Source organism: Pseudomonas sp. JL27(2026), assembly GCF_056933555.1.
This window is the reverse complement of record NZ_CM167794.1, coordinates 189,541-209,049: the sequence shown is the minus strand read 5'-3', so window position 1 is coordinate 209,049 and position 19,509 is coordinate 189,541. Positions and strand designations below refer to the sequence as shown.

At 62.9% G+C, this 19,509-nt stretch carries 18 protein-coding genes; 3 read left to right on the top strand and 15 right to left on the bottom strand.

Going from position 1 to position 19,509, the window contains the following annotated elements; translation table 11 throughout:
* Positions 1–18 precede the first annotated feature (18 nt).
* On the top strand, positions 19–864 hold the full coding sequence (locus AC1Z1G_RS00925) for a hypothetical protein (protein WP_483624112.1): 846 nt from the start codon (positions 19–21) through the stop codon (positions 862–864).
* Here AC1Z1G_RS00925 and AC1Z1G_RS00920 read toward each other — a convergent pair.
* From AC1Z1G_RS00920 to AC1Z1G_RS00880, 9 genes are all read right to left on the bottom strand, one after another.
* On the bottom strand, positions 824–1,030 hold the full coding sequence (locus tag AC1Z1G_RS00920; RefSeq protein WP_483624111.1) for a hypothetical protein: 207 nt from the start codon (positions 1,028–1,030) through the stop codon (positions 824–826). The two genes, AC1Z1G_RS00925 and AC1Z1G_RS00920, sit on opposite strands and share 41 nt — an antisense overlap.
* Positions 1,031–1,112: 82 nt before the next feature.
* Positions 1,113–1,787, bottom strand: coding sequence for a hypothetical protein (locus AC1Z1G_RS00915; RefSeq protein ID WP_483624109.1), 675 nt, complete (start codon positions 1,785–1,787; stop codon positions 1,113–1,115).
* Positions 1,784–2,377, bottom strand: a complete 594-nt coding sequence (locus AC1Z1G_RS00910; protein ID WP_483627716.1) for an RNA polymerase sigma factor — start codon at positions 2,375–2,377, stop codon at positions 1,784–1,786. Before AC1Z1G_RS00910 ends, AC1Z1G_RS00915 begins: the two co-directional genes overlap by 4 nt.
* A 16-nt stretch (positions 2,378–2,393) precedes the next feature.
* Positions 2,394–4,139, bottom strand: a complete 1,746-nt coding sequence (locus tag AC1Z1G_RS00905; protein WP_483624107.1) for a vWA domain-containing protein — start codon at positions 4,137–4,139, stop codon at positions 2,394–2,396.
* Positions 4,140–4,233: 94 nt separating this feature from the next.
* The gene (pgaD, locus tag AC1Z1G_RS00900; RefSeq protein ID WP_483624105.1) at positions 4,234–4,722 is read right to left on the bottom strand and encodes a poly-beta-1,6-N-acetyl-D-glucosamine biosynthesis protein PgaD; all 489 of its coding nucleotides are present in this window, start codon (positions 4,720–4,722) and stop codon (positions 4,234–4,236) included.
* Positions 4,719–6,065: a poly-beta-1,6-N-acetyl-D-glucosamine synthase gene (pgaC, locus tag AC1Z1G_RS00895; protein ID WP_483624103.1), complete on the bottom strand. Its 1,347-nt coding sequence runs from the start codon at positions 6,063–6,065 to the stop codon at positions 4,719–4,721. Before pgaC ends, pgaD begins: the two co-directional genes overlap by 4 nt.
* 3 nt (positions 6,066–6,068) lie before the next feature.
* Positions 6,069–8,066, bottom strand: a complete 1,998-nt coding sequence (gene pgaB, locus AC1Z1G_RS00890) for a poly-beta-1,6-N-acetyl-D-glucosamine N-deacetylase PgaB (protein WP_483624101.1) — start codon at positions 8,064–8,066, stop codon at positions 6,069–6,071.
* 12 nt (positions 8,067–8,078) lie between these two features.
* A complete protein-coding gene (gene pgaA / locus AC1Z1G_RS00885; RefSeq protein ID WP_483624099.1) occupies positions 8,079–10,544 on the bottom strand; it encodes a poly-beta-1,6 N-acetyl-D-glucosamine export porin PgaA in 2,466 nt (821 codons plus the stop codon).
* 258 nt (positions 10,545–10,802) lie between these two features.
* The gene (locus AC1Z1G_RS00880) at positions 10,803–12,314 is read right to left on the bottom strand and encodes a YdgA family protein (RefSeq protein ID WP_483624097.1); all 1,512 of its coding nucleotides are present in this window, start codon (positions 12,312–12,314) and stop codon (positions 10,803–10,805) included.
* 235 nt (positions 12,315–12,549) lie between these two features.
* On the opposite strand from AC1Z1G_RS00880, the gene parS reads away from it, so the two are divergent.
* The gene (gene parS / locus AC1Z1G_RS00875; RefSeq protein ID WP_483624095.1) at positions 12,550–13,038 is read left to right on the top strand and encodes a type II RES/Xre toxin-antitoxin system antitoxin; all 489 of its coding nucleotides are present in this window, start codon (positions 12,550–12,552) and stop codon (positions 13,036–13,038) included.
* The gene (locus tag AC1Z1G_RS00870) at positions 13,038–13,505 is read left to right on the top strand and encodes an RES family NAD+ phosphorylase (protein ID WP_483624094.1); all 468 of its coding nucleotides are present in this window, start codon (positions 13,038–13,040) and stop codon (positions 13,503–13,505) included. Before parS ends, AC1Z1G_RS00870 begins: the two co-directional genes overlap by 1 nt.
* Before the next feature lie 9 nt (positions 13,506–13,514).
* Here the strand turns inward: AC1Z1G_RS00870 and AC1Z1G_RS00865 are convergent, their stop codons facing one another.
* The 6 genes from AC1Z1G_RS00865 to AC1Z1G_RS00840 form a co-directional block, all read right to left on the bottom strand.
* Complete coding sequence (locus AC1Z1G_RS00865; protein WP_483624092.1) at positions 13,515–14,150, bottom strand: NADH:ubiquinone oxidoreductase subunit N; 636 nt, start codon at positions 14,148–14,150, stop codon at positions 13,515–13,517.
* Between the two features lie 83 nt (positions 14,151–14,233).
* On the bottom strand, positions 14,234–15,682 hold the full coding sequence (locus AC1Z1G_RS00860) for an efflux transporter outer membrane subunit (protein ID WP_483624090.1): 1,449 nt from the start codon (positions 15,680–15,682) through the stop codon (positions 14,234–14,236).
* A complete protein-coding gene (locus tag AC1Z1G_RS00855; RefSeq protein ID WP_483624088.1) occupies positions 15,679–16,554 on the bottom strand; it encodes an efflux RND transporter periplasmic adaptor subunit in 876 nt (291 codons plus the stop codon). Before AC1Z1G_RS00855 ends, AC1Z1G_RS00860 begins: the two co-directional genes overlap by 4 nt.
* Positions 16,551–16,760 (bottom strand): DUF1656 domain-containing protein, encoded by a 210-nt coding sequence (locus AC1Z1G_RS00850; RefSeq protein WP_483624086.1) that lies wholly within the window; start codon positions 16,758–16,760, stop codon positions 16,551–16,553. The genes AC1Z1G_RS00855 and AC1Z1G_RS00850 overlap by 4 nt, the downstream gene beginning before the upstream one ends.
* Positions 16,757–18,838 carry an FUSC family protein gene (locus AC1Z1G_RS00845; RefSeq protein WP_483624084.1) on the bottom strand — a complete coding sequence of 694 codons (2,082 nt, stop codon included), beginning with the start codon at positions 18,836–18,838 and terminating at the stop codon, positions 16,757–16,759. Before AC1Z1G_RS00845 ends, AC1Z1G_RS00850 begins: the two co-directional genes overlap by 4 nt.
* Entirely contained in the window at positions 18,835–19,263 is a 429-nt protein-coding gene (locus tag AC1Z1G_RS00840; RefSeq protein WP_483627714.1) for a MarR family winged helix-turn-helix transcriptional regulator, read from the bottom strand. Before AC1Z1G_RS00840 ends, AC1Z1G_RS00845 begins: the two co-directional genes overlap by 4 nt.
* Positions 19,264–19,509 lie beyond the last annotated feature (246 nt).

The window sequence follows — 19,509 nt, the reverse complement described above, 5'->3', positions numbered from 1 at the left end:
ATCAGGACAGGAGGTCCCATGTTGCGTTGCCCCTACGGCACTCAGCCATTCCAGCCCACACTGCGGTTGTTGGTGAGCTGTTTCTTTCAGGAAACCCATGAAACCCTCCTGAGCGCCTACAACCCTAACGACCCGGTCGAGCTTGAGCAACTGCTCCGCCAGCATTGCCTGGTGCCTGAACCACGGGAAACCTTCCGGCATCGTCAGGCCCGGTTCGAATGTCTGGAGCAGGCCCTCGCGGACCCCGACACCGACTTCGACGATGTATGGGACATCGACGAAGAGAAGGATGGATTCGACATTTACGAATACCCATCCTGGCCCAAGGGCTGGGGGTCGATCAACGATTCTCGGGGATTGTTCGAACTCTACCTGGCGACGGCCAGGGACGTGTGGCACGAGGACCTGATCCGCGCCAACCTGCCCTCTCTGGCCACCTGCCGAGAAATACCTGCGCGTGATCGCGGCGGCTGCGACTGGCTGTTCAGTGTGGATAACCCGCAGGGCTGGAGGGAGGTTTTCGGGCACGCCTCCACGCCTCAAGACCCGTACACCCAAGGGCCGGTGTTTCATGAGGGGCGATTGAAGCTGCACCTGGAAGGTTCGCTGAACCTGTTGCGCTGCCTGCCATCAAGCTGGCCCGCCAGTGATCCGCTGACCGATTGCGAATTCGATGTGTCGGTTGAAGGCATCAGCGAAATGGAGATGCGCGGCACCGATTTCAGCGGTCGGGTCAAAGTCTGCCTGACACCGCTCAAACCCGGGTATCACCTGCGGCTGGAAATCGGATTCGATTGCGTGATCGAGTGTGTCGCGCACCATGTCAGCCTTTGCGGCGTACAGGGCTCTCGCTCGGCAAAGTGATCACTCCAGCCTCGGGCTCACCCGCCAGGGGCAGCTCGGCGGGTGTTTCGTCTTCTTCCTGCGCCGCGTTGGCCTCTTTGCGGCTTTGCGCAATGGCCTGGCGTATCTCCTCGCCCATGCGCGGGCAGTTGAGGAGTTGGGCAATGCGGTCGACTCGTTGCGTCACTTTTAGTCTCCTTCGCATCAGCAATGGTGTTGATAATGCTCGCTTTGCACGACCGACACCAATGCGTTGAACATAATCGAGCTTATGGCGTGCGCAAAGCCTCCAGCCGAGCTGCCAGGTCCTCCTTGGGAAAGCGTTTGTGCAGGGCCGCCAAGCGGGCGTCCGCCGCGTGGGTCTGGCCGGCGTCACGCAGGCGCAAAACCTCACGCAACCCTTGGTCCAGCGTTCCGAGTGGTGCCGCCGCGCGCTTGCTGACGCGTGCTTCATCAGCCATGGGTTCGGCGGCTTTTTCTTCGTACTCGGCGCTGATCGATTCACGCTGCGCAGGCGGGGCGAAATTGATCACCGGTGCAGCCGGTGCGGGTGCTGACAACGCGCCAGCGGGGGCACTTGGCGCCGGTCGTGACAATGCGCGGGGCGGCGCCATTTCAGCGGCTTCACGCTTGGCCGCCGAGGGTGCTGGAAGGGAGGCCTCTGGCGCGAACTCATAAGACTGAGGCGGCTCGGGCGAGCGCTGGACCATCACCAGCATCAACGCGACACCCGTGAGGCTCGCGAAAGCGACTTGCCAACGCGGCCGTTGGCACGCGTGCAGCCAGCGTTGCCACAGGCCAGGCTTGGGCACGGGCGTTTCGCGGCGAGCGGCAGCCAGGATGAACGCATCGAGGCTGGCCGATGGCTCTGCGGCTCGGTGCTGGCGAACGTGTTTGATGAGATCGTCGCCTTCGCGATCCGGTGTGTAACGGGCGTCAGTCATGTGATTACCTCCTCGGCCAGCAGCCGACGCAGTTTTTGCTGGGCGTAACGCAAACGGCTCTTGACCGTTTCCAGTGGCGTTTCGGTCAGGGCGGCGATCTGCGGCAGTTCGAGTTCACCATGGACGCGCAGCAGAAACACTTCACGCTGATCGACCGGCAGTGCCTGCAACGCCGCTTCAAGACGCTCGCTATCACGACTCAGGCTGAGCAACTGCTCCGGGCTGGCGGTGTTATCGAGCACACTGTGAAGCTGCTCGTCGTAGCTGTCGTGCAGCGGATTGCGAATGCCGTGCTTGCGCCAATAGTCGATCAGGCGATGACGGGCGATCTGGTACAGCCAGGTGCGAAAGTTCGCCCGTCCCTCGGGTTGAGTGGTGCTGCGAATCAGGCTTAGCCAGGTGTCCTGGTACACCTCCTCGGCCGATTCGGCCTTGCCGCTCAGCCCCAGCAAAAAACCGTACAAGCCCTGGCGATGACGTTGGTACAAAACCTCAAAGGCCGGACCGTCGCCAGCGCGATAGCGCGCCAGCAGCGTTTCATCACTGCTGGCGGTGTCGACGCCGGACGCTGTTGCGGCAGAGCTGTCGATAGTGGACTCCTTGGCGCTATTCAAGCCGTGACTCAACCGATGAGGTGGCGCGCTCGCCCAGGCTCGGCGCTGGAGTTTGCAGGCTCTGCGCCAATTCGACCAGTTGCACGAACTCGCCGCGCAGGCCGAACGGGTCATCGCCCCGAGCGCCACGGGCCAGCGCCAGCGTGTCCTTGAAGCCGAACGCGCCGGTGTAGCGCCCGTCCTTGAGCTGTTGCGAAAACGCGGCCACGGCGGCGGCAAACCGCAGGTCATCACTGGCGCTGGCCAAGGTTCCGGCCGTGGTGCCAATCGGCCGTTCGATCAAACGGCTGCTGCCACCCTCCGGCACCTGATACCGCACACGCAGCATCGCCAATTCCTCTGTTTTTCCGGACGCCTCAGGTGTCTGGCCGCTGGCATAGCGCAATGGCTCCAGCCAACCCGGCTGGCCCTTGGGCACGATTTCGTACAATGCGGTGACGCTGTGCCCAGCACCGATTTCCCCGGCGTCGACCTTGTCGTTACTGAAGTCTTCGCGCTTCAACGCGCGGTTTTCGTAGCCCAGCAAACGGTACTCGCTGACCTGCGCCGGATTGAACTCCACCTGCAATTTGACGTTCCTGGCCACCACCGCGAGGGTCGAACTCAACTGATCCACCAGCACTTTGCGGGCCTCGCGCAGGGTGTCGATGTAGGCGTAGTTACCGTCGCCGGCATCGGCCAGTTGCTCCATCAGGTGTTCATTGTAGTTGTCCACGCCAAACCCCAGGGTGGTCAGGGAAATACCGGTCTTGCGCTTGTCCGCGGCCATTTGCTTGAGGCTGTCGAAGTCGCTGATGCCGACGTTGAAATCACCGTCGGTGGCCAGCAGGATCCGGTTGATGCCGTTGGGGATGAAGGCCTGTTGAGCCTGTTGATACGCCAGCTCGATCCCGGACGCACCGGCCGTCGAGCCACCCGCACTCAACTGATCGATGGCCCGGCGAATGGTTGCCTTGTCGCGCCCGGATGTCGGCGCCAGCACCACCCGCGATTCCCCGGCATACACCACCAGCGACACCCGGTCCTGCTCGCGCAGCTGGTCGACCAACAGCTTGAGCGTGCTTTGCACCAGCGGCAGGCCTTCGCGACGATCCATCGAACCCGACACGTCCACCAGAAACACCAGGTTGGCCGGCGGCAGGTCCGCCACCGCCCGATCACTGGCCTTGATGCCAATGCGCAGCAAGCGGGTATGGGGGTTCCAGGGCGACGGCGCGAGTTCGGTGGTCACGCCAAACGGTGAGCCGTCCGTGGGCAACGCGTAGGCGTAGGGAAAGTAATTGACCATTTCTTCCAGCCGCACCGCACCTTCGGGCGGCAAGCGGCCCTGATTGAGCAAACGCCGCACGTTGGCATAAGCGCCGGTATCGACATCAGCGCTGAAGGTCGACACCGGCGCCTCGGCGACGCTATGAACAGGGTTGTCCGCCAACGCCTGATACTGCTCGCGCTGCTCGTCCCGATAACCTGCCGCAAACGCCTCGTCCTGAACGACCGGCGCATACGAGGCGGCCGGTGCCGGCTGCGCTCGCAGGCTGCGCTTGGCTATTGGCGCATCGGCCATCACAGCCACCTCGGGCCCGGAGGTGGCGGGCTTCGACTCGGTGTGCAGCGCGCCCTGCGCTGGCGGCGCCGTGGCATCCGGGGTCGATGACACGCCGCAGCCCGCCATGGCCAACAGCAAACCGGCGGCAAAACCCTGGGCGGCCGGGCGAAGAACGTGCAGAGGAAGGGACATGGGAGCTGACCTCGTGGAGAAATGATCCATTCCTCCACTGAGACGGACAGCTTGGGTGATTCGGGTTAAGTCGACTCAAAAAATTTTCGCGCCATTAACCGATGTTGCGCACCAGCACCAATTCCGGCCGCTGGGCACGCGCCACCGGCAGCAACGATTCGGCATGGGAGCGATGCGCACTGACCTCGCTCAGGCCGCCCTCCTGATCGTTGTGAATCACCAGCACACCGGGCAGGCGCAGGCGTTGCAAGCGGTCCTCGGTGAGGTTGAAGCTTTCGCTCAAGCCATCGTCGCTCAACACCGGCGAGTACACCCGGCGCCGGGCAAAATGCAGGCCGCGACGTTGCTGATACCGCGCCCAGAGAATCAACAGCCCGGCGTTGAACAAGCCTACGTAGAGGTAGATTTGCAGGGTGTTGAGCGCCGCGAAAATCGGCGCATCGAGGCGCGGCCCGCCATGGGTTTCAAGCATCGGCACCAGCCCTTGCACCAGTAGAAACACCAATCCGCCCCAGGCCAGCGCCGTGAGCAACGTGTCCACCAGACGCAGGACCGGACGTTGACGGGTTCGAATGATTTTCATGGGGTGTTCTCCTCGACAGTCGGTTTGATGCCACGGTCGGGGCTGACCCAACGGGCACGTTTCTGGTGTTGGCGGAACAGCACTTTGGGGAAACTGACCAGGGTCGTGAACAGGCTGACCAGCCAGAACACCAGCGGATACCAGACCACCCAGAACAGGGTTTTCCACAAGTCGCGCTCATAGCGGCGGTCGATCAGGATGCTCACGGCAAACTGCAACAGGCAGACCATCGCCAGCACCAACCCGGTGAAGGCCGGTGGCACCAGGTGTTCGACGGCGATGGCGGCCGGCAGGTCGACGAACTTGCCCACCGCCCAGAAAATCACCGACAGCAGAAAGGTGAACGCCCAACCGGTGGACAGGCAGTACTCGAACAGCAGCGGCCACAGGTAGCGATGGCGCCATTGCCAGATCCCGCGGATGTTCTTGAACAGCACCTCGGCGCCACCCTGGGCCCAACGCAGACGCTGCTTCCACAGCCCGCCAAGGGTTTCCGGCATGAGGATCCAGCACAGGGCGCGGGGCTCGTAAAAAATGCTCCAGTGATCCAGTTGCAGTTTCCAGCTGATGTCGATGTCTTCGGTGATCATGTCCGGGCTCCAGTAGCCCACCCGGTCCAGCGCGGCGCGGCGGAAGGCGACCACTACACCCGAGACGGTGAAGATCCGTCCGAACACCCGTTGCGTGCGTTTGATCAAACCGATGATCGATGAGAACTCCCCGACCTGAACCCGCCCCACCAACGTGGAGCGCGTGCGAATCCGCGGGTTGCCAGTGACCGCGCCCACCCGTGAATTGCCGAGCATCGGTGCCACCAGATAGGCCGCCGCATCCGGCGCCAGCAACGCATCGCCGTCGATGCACACCAGGTAATCGCTGCGCGCCGCCACCGCGCCCATCCGCAGGGCCACGGCCTTGCCTTGGTTCTCGGCCAGGTGCAACACACGCAACCGGGGTTCGGTGGCGGCCAGGGCGTCGAGCACGGCAGCGGTGTTATCGCTGGAGCCATCGTTGATGGCGATCACTTCCAGGTTCGGGTAGTTCTGCGCCAGCGCTGCGCCAATCGTGTCGGCGGCGTTGTCGCCCTCGTTGTAGCAAGGCACCAGAATCGAAATCAGCGGCTCACCGGCCAGCACCGGCGCCGGAGTGTCCGCCGCCCAGGGCCAGTGGCGCTCCCAGTGCAGCCAAAAGTACAGGCCGCCGGCAATCCACAGGCCGGACATGAACAGTGGATAAAAGAACACGAAGTCCATCAGCACTTGGCCGGTGAGCAGGAAAATCACCCCCAGCGGCACGCCGAGCACAATCAACAGAACGAGCAGAGCCAGCAGTCGGTCCAGCATGATTTATGGATTCCACTTGTTGGAGAGCGCCGAACGCACGGTGTTCAGGTCGGGCTGGTTCTCGAGGAAATTGTCCGGGTAGTAACCGAAGCTGGTCGCACCCTGGCGCTTGAGTCGGCCCATCCAGTCCGCCAGTTGCGCGCCGTCGATGGCCGATGCCGGTTGGCTCGCCCAGTCGCGGGCCTGCAATTCGAATACGGTGCGTTCAAGCGCGCCGGGACGGGATTTGAGCGTTGCCACGAGAGCTTCTAGCCAGGCACCGGATTGAGCGCGGGTCTGGCCTTCCATCAAGGGCATGGCCATTGGCGCGGTCCAGGTGTAGGCGCCCAGGAAGTCGTCGAGGTTTTGCGCAAACCAGGCTTCGCTGTGGGGGTTGAGCATCGGTTCGGCGAACAGGTTGCGTGCGGTTTCCACCTGCGGCCCGCGAATGGCCCGGACCTTGGCGGTCAGCTCGTGGGTGAAGTCGATCAGGTAGCGGCTCTTGAAGCGGCTCCAGCGCTGCATTGTCGCCGGGTCGGCGCGCAACGCGGCCATCGAGTCCGGCAGGCCGTTGGCGGCGTACACCCGCAAGGCTTCGGGGCTCGCGTCTTCGAAGTCCGAGAGCAGCGCGTCGTCGTGGTAGAGAATGCCGTCGACCGAGGTCAGGCGCGCCACGTCTTCATAAAGCTCACCGATGATCCGCCGCACGTTCGGGTCGAACGGCGACAGCCGTTGATACTGCCCTGGGTCCACCGACACCTGACCCGTCGCCGGGTCCCAGCGGCTGACCCGCGGCAAGGCCGGGTCGAGGGCAAAACTGAGCACCGGCATCCAGGCGTACACCTTGACGTGGGCGCGGGTTCGCAACTGCCAGGCCACGCGGTCGAACAGGTCGGCGCGCACCGGCAAGTGACGGTTGGGGAAGTACAGCGAGCGCACCAGGCCGTCGCCCTTGGGGTCGGCAAACGCTTGCAGAAACACGGTGTTGGCGCCCATGTCGGCCATGCGCTGGATCAGCTTGCCGAGGTTGGCATCCTGCTGCACCGGGTCGGGGTCGTAGACGTTGTCCAGGTCGACATGCACCACGCGCATCGCCGTTGGGGCCTGCACCGCGACGATGCTGTTGGCGAAGTGCTCACCGTCCGGGTCGGAGGCCACCAGAAAGCGCGAGCTGCTCATCAGGTTGTTCAGGCTGTCGAGGCCGTCGTCAAGGGTCAGCGCCATCTCGTAGCCCTGCTCGCCGACCACCTGCAACGCCGTGCCGTCCGCTGCGCCGTACGGCCACACCCAGACCCGTGGCGCGGTGCCGGTGGCGGCGCGGATTTTCTCTGAAATGGCGGCGACGTCACTGCGCAGACGCGCCTGGAATTGCGCTTCGGTTTCGTAGCGCCCGCTCGCGGCGTTGTAACGACGGGTGGCGGCGGCCGGTTGCAGGTTGCCCTGCGGGTTGGCCAGCACGCCTTTGTGATTGGCGTCCGTGTGGGCGGCGATTTCCACCAGCCCGGAGCGGGAAATCTCGCGAATTTGCTGCCACGTCAGGAAGTCCGAACGCGGGCGCGGCGTGCCGGCGAAATCCACTGGTTGGTTGAGCGGCGTGTCGATCCAACTGCCGACCGGCGCCAGCAGCGCCGGCCAATGGTAGGCGCGCAGCACCGGCATGACGCGGGTATAAAAACTCGAATAGCCGTCGTCGAAACTCAACAGCACGGCCCTGGCCGGCAACTCGGGCCCACCCCGGCGGGCAGCCATGATCTGGTCGACCGTCACCGGCCGATAGTTGTTCTCACGCAGCCAGGCCAGTTGTTCCAGCAGGCGCTCGGTGCGCACCGCCACCACCGCCTGATCGGGGTCGCGGTCCTCGACATCGTGGTAGGCGATTCCCAGCACGTGGTTCTTTGGCCAGGGTTGTTCGTTGGGCGGCAGCGGGCGCTGGGACGGCGGCGCAAAGGCTGGTGCTTGCTGGGCGCAGGCACTGAGCAACATGACGCCCAGCAGCAGAATGCAACGGGTAATGGCAGGCATGATCACACTCTTCTAAAAGCGATAGGTGAGGTCGATGAGCAGGCGCAGATCGCTTTCGCGGTCGCCGTCATACGGGCGGTTGAGCCAGCTCAACGCGGCACCGGCCTCGAACACGTCGTTCCACATGACACGCTGGCCGTAACTGAGCAGGCCGACCGCGCCGGTGCCGTGATCACGCTGGCTGTACGTTCCCGCACCCGCCTGGAACTGCTGGCTCCAGACCGTTTCATAGCGGTGGTACAGCACGTGATTGACGCTCACCGTCGGCAGTACGCTGAAGTCCGACTTGGGGTTGAAGTACGGCGTGTCTTCTTTACTGTTGCGACTGCTGCCGACTTCCAGCCCGAGGTCGACCTGCACGCCCGGCGCGCTGTACACGCCTTCGCGGCCGGTCAGCAACGCTTCGAAGCGGTTGTTGCCATCGCTGAAGTGCGAAGGGCTCAGGGCCAGTTTCCATTCGCGACTTTCATTGGCCCGCCAGCGAATGAAACCGCTGCCGCCATTGGCGCTGATGTCGCTGTTCAAGGCGCGCAAAGGCGTGTTGGCCGACAGGTAGTCCAGGCTTGCGCCGTACTGCCAGTGATCATCGATGTCACGGGTCAGCGCCAACCGTGCGCCTTGTTTGTCGCCATGGCCGTAGGAATGACTGGAGACTTCGGCTTCGAGGGTCATGTCGCGGGTCCGCCGCTCGACACCCAGGCGTTGCCAGCGATGCCGGCCGGTGCCTTCCTGAAAGTCGCCAGTGGCATAACCGGCGCCACCGAACAGGCGCCAGTCCTCGTCGATGGGCGGGCTGTACAGCAGGGTTTCGATGCCAAAATCACGGCTACCGCTGACCGCGCCCGCGCCGCCACTGCCGCCGCCGTAACTCTTGCCGCCGTAGGTCGACACGCGCAGCTCGGCCATGTCGTGAACCTCACGCTGGCGTTGCAACCGCTGCACCTGACGGTTCTCGGGAAACCGCGCCACCACGTCGTCGGTCAGCGCATCCAACTGACGCCACTCCTGCAAATCCTGAGCGGTGTGCCCTTGGGCGACTTCCAGGCCAATGTCTCGCGGCGCGGCGCTCTCGACTTCCTTGAGCAGGTTTTCTGCGCGCCGTGGCCAGTCCCGCGCCAGGTACAGATCGGCCTGAGCCACGCGTAAACCGAGGTTGCCCGGTGCTTGCCCGACCAGCGCCGCGAGCCGTTGCTCCGCGTTCGGCAAATCGGCGCCATAGGTGCCGGCCTGAGCGGCGAGTTGCTGGGCGTCGATCCATTCGTCATTGGGATTGCCCACCGGCAAACCCTTGAGCTCGACACGAGGCTTCTGGCTCAGGGCCAGGCTGTCGGCCAGTGCACGGGCCTCCAGCGGTTGATCGCTTTCGAGCAGCGCGTAATACAGCGCGGTGCTGTCTTCCAGACGATCACCGACATCGGCGTCAGGCGCCGCCAACACCTGGCGATACAGGTCGACGGCCACCTCAGGCTGGCGTCGGTCCAGGTACGCCGACGCCACCCAACGCCGGGCGTAGGTCGGAATGGCCACGCCTTCGGCTGTCAGCTTCTGGTATTCGGTGATGACTTCAGCGGTGCGCGTGCGGGCCTTGAGCGCGCCCATCCGGTCGATGCGCCAGCGCAGCACATCGTCGTGAGCCTGCGGAACCGGCGTCCAGGTTGCGAGCAATTGGTCGTAGTCGGCCAACGCACGGTCGGCGATCAAATAGCGCTCTTTCTCGCTGCGCGTCGCCAGCTCCGCCAGGCGCACGCGCTCGGCGGCCACATCGCCTTCCAGTCGCCGCTGCACGCCTGGGTCGATCAACCCCGGACGCTGTTGCGCCAGGCGCAACGCCGGTTCCGGCAAGCGCGCCCGTTGCAACGCAAACAGGTATTCGCGGGCGATCTCCGGCGACTTCCCGGCGCGCACAAACGCCTGGTCATATTCAAACAACGCATCGTAAGTGGCCCCCGAACGGGTCAAGGCGTAGCCCAGCGCCATGCGTCGGGCCGGGTCGTCTGGCCTGGCCGCCACCAACGCCCGGGCCCGGCTGACCGCCTCGGCCGGTTTGCCCGAATCGGCCTGCGTCATCGCCAGGCCCAGTTGCAGGTCTGCGTTAGACGGCTCACGGGCCAAGGCCTTCTGGTATAGCGCAATGGCCGCGTCCCAGCGTTGCAGGTTGCGGTAAGCGCGAGCAGTCGCGGTCAGTGCCTGAACCGGCAAAGAACGGCCAGCGCCCTGGGCTTCATAGACCTCGACCACTTCGGCATCAAGTCCGGCCCAACTGGCGATTTGCAGGTGGTCACTGAGTTGGGCGGTGCTCGCGCGGTCACCCGGCACCTGACGCAGGGTGGTCAGCGCGGGGGCGTAGTTGCCGGCACGCGCCTGGCGCACGGCGTTGTCGTAGGCCGTGTCGGCCAGGGCAAACCCGGGCCAGAGCAATTGGCTGCACAACGCCATGCGAACAATGGGCCGGAAATGGGGATGAAAGGTACGCAACATTCGTCAGCTTCCTTACGAGGAGAGCTGGAGCGATGGGTTCCCCTGAGCACTACACATCAGGCGGCCGGTGCCCTGTGACCCAGCCAAGCTTTCCTGTTGAGCAGTCTTCCATGTCGCTATCAGGCAAAAGACGAATCCGCATATTTCTTCAGATTCGCCCCACAAAGCAAAACGCCCAGCGGCTCCGTGAAAAACGGACGCTGGGCGTTCGGTGGTCAACGGCGCATGCGCGCCGTGACCATTGGGTTGTGCGGGGCCTTATTGCAGGGCGCCGGCACCGCCCGCTTTGCTGTTGACGAAGGCGACGAATTCTTCGACGGTCATTTTCTGGCCGTTGAAGTCCACCTTGTTGTCGGCATAGTGCAGCTTGGACACGATGTTGTTGCCTTCCAGCTTCGCCAATTGCGTGCCTACCGCCATGCTGCTGACCATTTCACTGGCAGCGGTGGCTTGATCGGCAACAGCCTTGAGGTCGGCCTGGCCTTCCATTTCGCCTTGCAGGGTCATCAGGTCGATGATCATCGGCTTGGACACTTGCAGGTTCACGCTCAGCTGGGAAATCATCTGGCGAGCCAGTTGATCCACCGGCAGCTCCATGGAGGCAGGCTTGGTCAGCTCGACCGACAGGCTGGCGCGGCTTTCACCGTTAGGCGTGTTGAACGAGAGGTTTTCCATGGCGATCTGTGGCTTGGCGGCCAACAGCTTTTGCAGGTCCAGCTTGACCTGCGCCTGTTCGGCTTCGGTCAGCTTCAGCTCAGGCGTCGGCAAGCCGGCCTCTGCCGCTTCGGTGGAAGCTTTTTCGTACGGTTGCAGCTTGGTCTGGTAGATCTTGACCAGCGACATGGTCGCCGGCAGATCAAGGTTCTTCAGGCTCCAGGCCATCTGTGCGCCACCGATGACCTTGCCGTTGAACGCAACTTCACCCATTTTGTATTCGGCACGGCCCGAGCCGTTGGTGCCGGATTCTTGCGAGGAAGTCTTGATCTCGGAGTTCTTGAAGACCAGCAGCGTCTTCTGCTCCGGCAGCGCCACGCGGGTGCTGCTCAGTTCCAGGGTGTTGTCACCCATGTAGGAACCGTAGGCACCTTTGGTCATGTTGCTGACCAGCGTCAGGCCGTTCAGCTCAACCTCGGAAGGACCCTGGCCCTCAGTGTTCGCAACCAGCTTCAGGCTGTCCATGTAGCCTTTGGCCTTGACGTTCTTGGCCTCGGCACTGGCCGAGATCTCGACGTTCAGACCGGAGAACTTCAGGGTGGAGGTGTCTTCCATCCCGAGCTCCAGCGGCAACAACTCCAGGGTGCCGTCGGTGGAGCGGTCATACCCGATGCTGACCATGCCTTTGAGCGGAGCAGCATCCTTGGTCAGCGCGAACCATTTTTCGGTCAGTGGGGTCTTTTCCAGTTCGTAGTGACTGGTGGCCATGACGGGCATCAACTTCAACGAAGTCAGGCGCGAGAGTGGCAGCGGGCCGTGCTCGATGCGGTCGACGAACAGCAGCTCGACGCCTGCCGGGTCTTCACCGAACATCGCGCCCTGGCCTTTGAGGCGGTAGTGGGCGGTGCTGCTGAACAGTTTGCGGTCCAGGGAAACCAGTTCGACGGTCATCGTGCCGTCAGAACCGATCAAGGCTTCTTTCAGCTCTTTGTTGGCGTCCGAAATCGAGGCCTGCAACACCCCTTCCAGCTTGGTGCCGGTGTACCAGGCGCCGCCTGCACTGATTGCACCGATTGCGACGACGATTCCTAACAGTACGCCTGCTGACTTATTCATTTTTTACCCGATCAATATCCGTTGTTGAACATGTGGTCGTCTTCCCTGAACCCTTCACGGGTGCAGCTAGACTGCGCGTGAAACGCGCAAATACTAGCATTTGCTACGCCAGACAGCGCTGTATTCCCCATAAAAAAGTGTCGATAGGCCACTGGTCAGCCGCAGGTGAACCTTTCCCCCGATTGGCCTATGCTTCTTTTGACGACACATAACGCGTCAAATGACAGGAGCCGCCATGAGCGTCGAAACCCTCGCCCGCAAACCGGCCACAGTCCGCGCTGCCCGTAACGTGCAGGCCCATGAAGGGGAGCTGCCATCATTCTGGGACAAGGCCCGGGCTTTGCTGGGCCACAGTGAAAATCAACGCCTGCAACTGATCCTCGAAGGTTTTCCGGCATCGTGGATCGATGAAACCAAAGCCACCTTCGGGCTGAGCAGCCGATTGGTGGAGGTGCTGTTCAACACCTCGACATCGACCCTTGAGCGCCGCCGCAAGGACGACAAACCCCTGAGTGCCGTGGCGTCCGAGCGGCTGGACCGGATCGCCACCGTTGCCACCCAGGCGGCCGACGTCTTCGAAGACAACGTCAAGGCTGCACGCTGGATGGCCACGCCAAACGCCGCGCTGGGGAACAAGACGCCCATCGAACTGTGTGAAATGGAAATCGGTGCCCGGCAGGTTCGTCGCGTGCTCAACGCCATGGAATGGGGCGGCGTCGCCTGATGCTGGCGTGGCGTATCGCCAAGGCCAGACGGGCGAAAGACCTGAGCGGCATGGGCGCCGCCATCGAAGGCGGGCGCTGGAACGACGTGGACGTGGCGGCGGTGTACATGGGCCTGACGCCGGCCATCTGCGCCCTGGAGACCTTCGTCCACGCCACGCGCATGCCGGATTATCCGGTAAAAATCACCTGCTTCGAGCTGCCAGACGAACCTGAGTTGTACCTGAAACCTGCACTCCAGAGCCTTCCCGAAGGCTGGGATACACGGCCCTGCGACCGTCCGAGCATGGACTTCGGCACCGCCTGGCTCAATGGCTTGGAACAGCTCGGGTTGATGGTGCCGTCGGTGATTCTGCCGCTGGAGCTGAACCTGGTGGTCAACCCCAGGCACCCCGCCGTCAGCCAGATCAAGGTGCTTGAGGTGTATGACTTCAGTTACGACCCGAGGATGTTCGACCCCCGCGGCTGACCGCGCCGCTCACGAATACTGCACCTCGATCTCGTCCAGTTGATGGTCGAAACTCTTGAGCCGCGCGGTCCACGTGTAGACCAGCACTTCAAAATCCCGATTGATCACCGCTCCGTTGGGTGATTCGGAGCGCGGGTCGCAGAAATCCAGTTGATAGCGCTCGCGGGCCATGGCGTTGGCCACGTCGCTGAGTTCACGGGCGTTGTTGAGCCAGTGCCAGCCTTCTTCGGTGACTTGCTTGTCGAGGGCCAGGCATCGGGTTTTCAGGGTTTCGAGGCTTTTTTCCAGCGGGGTGCCGGTAAGCTCGCCCATCACTTCCTGAAAGGTGCGGCCCGGCTGCCAATAACTGCCCCAGAAGTAGCGATCAAACACGGTTTCAACCCGGCGCAAGGCCACTTTGGTGTCCCAGATCATCACCAGGGTTTTGCCTTGTTCAAGATGCTTGCGCTTGATGCGCTGGCCCTGGAACGAAGCCCAGGCCACGACCATGATCGACATCACACCGATCAGCGCGCTCGCGCTGTCGAGAAAAACCAGGGCCTTGTCGATCTGGTGGGTCAACATGACGCCGTAGAAGTAAGTTGCCGAGAGCAGCACCAGCGCGACTATTGCGCACCAGAAGCCGGGAGCATAAGGGTTTTTCATTATTGGAATCCCCATGACCAACGCACGCCTTGATCGCCGGGCTCACCCGCGTAAACCCGACACTTCAAAGCATAGCAACGGCCTCAGGGTTTCGTCGGCGACAAGCCTTGCGTTCGTCCGCTTTCCCAACCGCCACCCAGCGCCAGGAACAAATCGATCTGGCTCATGGCAACCTGGGTGTTGGCCGACGCCAGTTGCGCCAGGACATCGGTGTAAGTGCGCGTGGCTTGCAAGTCGGCCAGGAAGGACGCGCGACCAGCCTGGAAGAAGCGGTGCGTCTGGTCTGCCGCCTGTTGCGCCGACTGCTCGGCATCCGCCAACGCGTCGCGACGTTGCAACAGCGCCGTGTACTGCGCCAGACCGGTCTGGGTTTCACGAATCGCGTTAAGCACCACCCCGTCAAAATGCGCCAACGCACCTTGGGTCGCAGCTTGGGCCTCATGCACGCGCGCCCGGGAACCGTTGGACGGCACCGTCCAGCTCAGTAACGGGCCGAACCCCCAGCGGTTGGTCGAGGGTTTGCCGAGGTTTTCCAGAAGCCCGACCGTGCCGATGCTCGCGCCGATGCTGATGTCCGGGTAAAGCTCCCCCGTGGCGACACCAATGCCGGCGGTCGCAGCCGCCAACCGACGCTCGGCCTGGCGCACGTCCGGACGGCGTTTGAGCAGCGTGGCGCCGTCACCGACCGGCAACAATTGGGCAATCTTCGGCAGCTCATGGCAACGGCTGATGCCGACAGGCAGTTGATCCACCGGTTTGGCCAGCAACATCGACAAACGGAACAGTCCGGCTTGCCGCGCCGCTTCATAACGCGGCAGATCGGCGCGCAAGGATTTGAATTGGGTCTGCGAACGCGTGACCTGGGTTTCGTCGCCACGTCCGGCATCGCGCAGGCGCTGGATCAGCGCGGTGCTCTGACCTTGGAGGTCCAGCGAGTGCTCGGCGATTTCCCGCTCTTCGTTGGCCGCACACACCTGTGTGTAGGCCCGCACGACGTCGGCGACCACAGTGATGCGTGCGGTGTCGGAGGCTGCCTGGGTCGCGTCGGCATTGGCCTTGGCCGCTTCAATGCCGCGCTGCAAGGTGCCGAACAGGTCGAATTGATAAGAGGTGGTGATGCCGATATCACCGACATTGGCCACCGGGACTTTCTCCGGCAGCAAAAACGCTTCGCCGGACTCTTGCAAACGCTGGGCGCCCATCTTCACACCGCCGCTCCAGCCCCCTGCGGACTCGGCTTCTTCGACCTGGTAACGGGCACGCGAGAGGTTCGCCGCCGCCACCCGCAAATCTGTGTTAGACGCCAGGGCCTGGCGCACCAACTCATCCAGTTGCGGGTCTTGGTACAAGCGCCACCAGTCGCCCGGCACCGGTGCGGAAACCACGTTTTGACTGCGCGTGCTCAGTTCGCCCTGAAAGTCATCGCGCTGCACCGCGGCGTCCTTGGGCAACTGGTAATCCGGGCCGACCACCTGACAGGCCGACAGCAGCAGGCCCAGGCCTACCGTGGCTAAACCGGTGGCCGCTTTCATTGCGCCGGCTCCTCGATGATCGACACGGTCGCGGTGCGCCCGGCGATCATCCGGAAATCTGCCGGTACGTCGTCAAAGGCAATGCGCACCGGAATCCGCTGGGCCAGGCGTACCCAACTGAACGCCGGGTTCACGTTGGGCAGCAGGTTGGAACCGCTGCTGCGGTCGCGGTCCTCGATGCCCGCGACGATGCTCTCAACATGCCCGCGCAACCGCGCAGGGTCGCCGATCACGCGAATATCGACGCTCTGGCCGATTTGGATACCGTTGAGCTTGGTCTCCTCGAAGTAACCGTCGATGTGGAAGGACGTGCTGTCCACCACCGACAGTACCGGACGACCCGCAGTGACAAACTCCTGAGCCTGCGGTGCACGATCGTTGACGTAACCGTCCACCGGGCTGCGAATCACCGAACGGTCGAGGTTGAGCTGGGCGCTGTCCACCGCCACCTGGGCTTCCATCAGCGCCACCTCGGCGCGAGCCACGCGAGACTGGCTTTCTTCCAGTTGCTCGCCCGGCACCAGATTGCCCAGGCCCCGATTTCGCTTGGCTTCCCGTTGGGCCTGCGCCAGGGTTTCCTGACGGTCCGCGACCGACGCCTTGGCCTGACGCAAGGCCAGTTTGAAACGGTCCTGATCGATGCTGAACAGCACCTGGCCGCGTTTTACCAACTGGTTGTCGCGCACTTCGACTTGCTGGATCAGCCCGGAAACGTCCGGGGCGATCTGCACAATGTCGGCCCGAATGTGCCCGTCCCGGGTCCACGGCGCGAACATGTAATACATCACCATGCGCCAGACCACGAAGCAGGCCAGCGTCACGATCAGCAGGGTCAACACCACACGACCAAGGGTCAAAACAGGTTTTTTCATGTCATCAGGTATCGACTGAGTGAATCCACGGCGCCAAGCAGCAAGGCGTACAGACCCACGTTGAACAACGCCCGGTGCCAGACCAGACGATAAAAGTGCAGGCGCGTCAGCGCCCCGTGCACCAGCAGGTACAACACGTACGTAATACCCATCAGCACCAGCAAGGTGGGCAGGAACACCCCGCTGACGTCCAGATCACCGATCATAAAGGCGCTCCATCAATGCCATGTGGAAGCAGTTCTTCAACCTCGCTGCCACCGATGAATTCCACGCCGGGCAACAACGCCAGTCGCAGACCGGCGAGGGCGTGCAGAAGGTTCAGGCGGGTTTCGTCATCACCTTGCAGCCCCTGGCCATTCAACGCACGACGGGCGCGGTCCATGGTCATCAGCAACGGTGCCGGTGCCGGCAAGCGTTCGCCAGCCTTGAGGCAGGCCTTGAAGTACTCGCCCACCTCGGCCACCACCTGGCGCAGCAACACATTCGGCACGCCCGGCACTCGTGGCGCATAGGCCAACAAGTCAAGCAGGTTCAGCGCCACACGCACTTCGCGCAGCGCGATGCCGGTGTCCTGGCCGGTCATGGCCAGGCGCGGCAAATGCTGCATCAGCCGGTCAAGCATCTGCACGCCCAGGTGCCGGTGTTCGGCAAGGTTCGCCGGTTCGGTCATGCCGACGATGTCGCGCCAGCTGAAACGGGTCAGGCGCTTGGCCGCCAGTTCCGAGCCGAACGGACGCGCTACCAGGGTCCAGATGAAGGCAAACAACAGCCCGATGGGACCTGCAAGGTTGGAATTGACGAAGTTCAGGAAGTCCGCGTCGTAAACGCCCTGAAGGCTGATAAACGATGAGGTGTTGACGATGGTCAGCAGCATGCCGAGGTAAAAGGCAGGCTGTACCGTCAGGGTGCCCACGCAGATGTAGGGCACGGCAAACGCCAGCACCAGCATCGGGAAATCATGCAGGTTCGGCAGGATCAGAAACAGGTAAAGGCTGGCGAACAGCACCGACAGTGCGGTCCAGAAAAAGAACCGGTAAATCTGCGGCGCCGGGTCGTCCATCGCCGCGAAGAAGCTGCACGCCACCGCTGCCAGAATCACCGCGCTGCCGCCGTCGCTCCAGCCGAGCAGAATCCACAGCACCGAGGCGACGATGATCGCCAGCACCGTCGACGCCGCCGAGTAGAGCATCAGCCCACGGTCGAGAAACGGCGTCAACCGACCCAGCCGCCAATGGCGGTAAACGGCGCGCCAGTTGTCCTGGCTTTCACAGTGAATCGCCACTTGCAGGCTGCGCAGGTCTTGCCACAAATCGATCCATTCTCCGAGTCGATACAACGCGTTGGAAAACAGCAGTTGCTTGCGATCATCCAGCGCCTCAGCGCTGGGTTGCAGGGCTTCGAGTCGATGACGCAGCGCTTCCCAGCGCTCGACCGAAGCGTCTGTGCTGTCGAGCCACTCAATGCTTGCGGCCAGCAGCGGTGCAAACTTATCCACAAGCTCGGGAGTGCGGCGCTGCAAGGCGTAGAGCGCATCGTCCAGCGCATCCACCACTGGCAGTAGATGAATCATCCGCCCGCGCAGCTCTTTGGTGTTGCGCACGGTTTGCGGGCGCGCGCCTTCGTGAGGCAACTGGCCAATCATCACTTCAAGGGAGTTGAAGGTCGCGACCATCGAGGCCCGCAATGCACTGACTTCTTCAGGCTTCACTTCACGGGTCAGGAAGCGTTGGCTGTAGGTCACTGCGGTACCGAACCATTTGCTCACCGCATCATCGAACACCGGCGCCAGCCGCCGTGGCCAGAACAGGCTGCCGACCACCGCCGCACAGACGATACCGAGGAAGATTTCTTCGGTTCGTGCCTCCGCCACATCCCAAATCGCCAACGGGTTATCCACCACCGGCAAGGAGATCAGCGGCAAGGTGTAGCCGGCGAGCATCAGCGCGTAGCTGTTGGCCGTGCGCAGGTGCATCGACAAAAACAGCAGGATGCCGGTCCACAACGCAATGACCACCACCAGCACATACGGGCTCTGGACGAACATCGGCACAAACAGCAACGCCGCGGCCGCCCCGGTCAAGGTGCCGATGGCGCGGTACAAGGCCTTGGAGCTGGTTGGCCCGACGAACGGGCTGGAAACGATGTACACCGTGGCCATCGCCCAATACGGACGCGGCATCTGCATGAGCATGGCGATGTACAGCGCGATCATTGATGCCGCGAAGGTGCGCACGCCGTAAAACCAGTCGCGGGCCGGCGGCACTCCGGCAAAGAACCCTTTCAAGACGGGCTCACCGGCTCGTGTTCAGCGCTCTCGAATGCACGAATCACCCGCAACGCGGCTTCCAGATCCGCCGCTGCGATGCCTTCCAGCACGCCACGGCGCAGGCGCACCAATTCAGCTTCCACCGCCTGCACCAACTCGCGACCGCTGTCGGTCAGGCTCAGGCACTTGGCGCGACGATCAAGGGGATCTTCAGTGCGGCAGACGTATCCGGCCTGGCACAACTGGTCGAGCAGCCGCACCAGCGAAGGGCTCTCCATCCCCGCCGCGTGCGCCACGGTCACCTGGCGCACACCCTCGCCCAATCGCCCGATCATCAACAACGGGGCGGCGCAAGCTTCAGAAATACCGTAGTTGACCAGCGTGGTCTGGCAGATCTTCCGCCAATGCCGCGCGGCCACCACCATGGTACTGCTGATGTTCATCTGAAGGGCGTCGAGGGTCTGGGACACGGGGAATCTGCACACTGTTAGTTTGCTAACTATCAATATCGCACTGGAGGGGAAATTCAGTCAAGTTTTGAAACAAATTAGCGTAGTGCGCAAAACCTGTGGCAAGGGAGCTTGCTCCCGCTGGGTTGCGAAGCGACCCTAAAATCAGCCGCCGCGAGTATTTAGATAGAACGCGATTGCCGGATTACGACCGCTTCGCAACCGAGCAGACGAGCTTCG

Coding starts and splice junctions, on each gene's coding strand:
- AC1Z1G_RS00925 (WP_483624112.1), top strand. CDS start 19: ATGTTGCGTTGCCCCTACGGCACTCAGCCATTCCAGCCCACACTGCGG.
- AC1Z1G_RS00915 (WP_483624109.1), bottom strand. CDS start 1,787: ATGACTGACGCCCGTTACACACCGGATCGCGAAGGCGACGATCTCATC.
- AC1Z1G_RS00905 (WP_483624107.1), bottom strand. CDS start 4,139: ATGTCCCTTCCTCTGCACGTTCTTCGCCCGGCCGCCCAGGGTTTTGCC.
- pgaD (WP_483624105.1), bottom strand. CDS start 4,722: ATGAAAATCATTCGAACCCGTCAACGTCCGGTCCTGCGTCTGGTGGAC.
- pgaC (WP_483624103.1), bottom strand. CDS start 6,065: ATGCTGGACCGACTGCTGGCTCTGCTCGTTCTGTTGATTGTGCTCGGC.
- pgaB (WP_483624101.1), bottom strand. CDS start 8,066: ATGCCTGCCATTACCCGTTGCATTCTGCTGCTGGGCGTCATGTTGCTC.
- pgaA (WP_483624099.1), bottom strand. CDS start 10,544: ATGTTGCGTACCTTTCATCCCCATTTCCGGCCCATTGTTCGCATGGCG.
- AC1Z1G_RS00880 (WP_483624097.1), bottom strand. CDS start 12,314: ATGAATAAGTCAGCAGGCGTACTGTTAGGAATCGTCGTCGCAATCGGT.
- parS (WP_483624095.1), top strand. CDS start 12,550: ATGAGCGTCGAAACCCTCGCCCGCAAACCGGCCACAGTCCGCGCTGCC.
- AC1Z1G_RS00870 (WP_483624094.1), top strand. CDS start 13,038: ATGCTGGCGTGGCGTATCGCCAAGGCCAGACGGGCGAAAGACCTGAGC.
- AC1Z1G_RS00865 (WP_483624092.1), bottom strand. CDS start 14,150: ATGAAAAACCCTTATGCTCCCGGCTTCTGGTGCGCAATAGTCGCGCTG.
- AC1Z1G_RS00860 (WP_483624090.1), bottom strand. CDS start 15,682: ATGAAAGCGGCCACCGGTTTAGCCACGGTAGGCCTGGGCCTGCTGCTG.
- AC1Z1G_RS00855 (WP_483624088.1), bottom strand. CDS start 16,554: ATGAAAAAACCTGTTTTGACCCTTGGTCGTGTGGTGTTGACCCTGCTG.
- AC1Z1G_RS00850 (WP_483624086.1), bottom strand. CDS start 16,760: ATGATCGGTGATCTGGACGTCAGCGGGGTGTTCCTGCCCACCTTGCTG.
- AC1Z1G_RS00840 (WP_483627714.1), bottom strand. CDS start 19,263: ATGAACATCAGCAGTACCATGGTGGTGGCCGCGCGGCATTGGCGGAAG.